The sequence below is a fragment of the Streptosporangium vulgare genome (assembly GCF_042428775.1).
In the GTDB taxonomy this organism is placed as follows: domain Bacteria; phylum Actinomycetota; class Actinomycetes; order Streptosporangiales; family Streptosporangiaceae; genus Streptosporangium; species Streptosporangium vulgare.
Genome location: NZ_JBHMBS010000157.1, coordinates 1 through 608, shown reverse-complemented (window position 1 = coordinate 608; position 608 = coordinate 1). Strand labels below are relative to the sequence as shown.

The 608-nt window shown below is 67.3% G+C and carries 1 protein-coding gene; it reads left to right on the top strand.

The genetic code is table 11. The features are described from left to right. Positions 1-608 (top strand): phosphoketolase family protein (locus tag ACFFRH_RS44470; RefSeq protein ID WP_512701150.1); only part of this gene is annotated, 608 nt, incomplete at both ends.

The following is a 608-nucleotide window of genomic DNA, read 5'->3' as shown; positions in this document are numbered from 1 at the left end:
AGACGCCGGGGTCGATTCATGAGGGTGGTGAGCTGGGGTATTCGCTGGCGCACGCCTATGGGGCGGCGTTCGACAACCCTGATCTGGTGGTGGCGTGTGTGATCGGGGACGGGGAGGCCGAGACCGGGCCGCTGGCGGCGAGCTGGCATTCCAACAAGTTCCGCGCGCCGGGCCGTGATGGTGTCGTGCTGCCGATCTTGCATCTGAACGGTTACAAGATCGCCAATCCGGCGGTGCTGGCTCGTATCCCGGAGGGGGAGCTGGTCAAGCTGATGGAAGGGTATGGGTATCGGCCGCATCTGGTGTCGGGGGAGGATCCGGAGGCGATGCACGCGCTGATGGCCGAGACGTTGGATACGGTGTTCGAGCAGATCGCCGACTACAAGGAGGGGCGGGGCGGCCGGCCGCCGATGATCGTGTTGCGCACCCCGAAGGGGTGGACCGGCCCCAAGGAGGTCGACGGCCTGCCGATGGAGGGCACCTGGCGCGCCCATCAGGTGCCGTTGTCGGAGGTGCGTGACAATCCCGAGCATCTGGCGATGTTGGGGGAGTGGATGTGCTCGTATCGGCCGGGGGAGTTGTTCGACGCCGCGGGGCGGCCGGTGGCC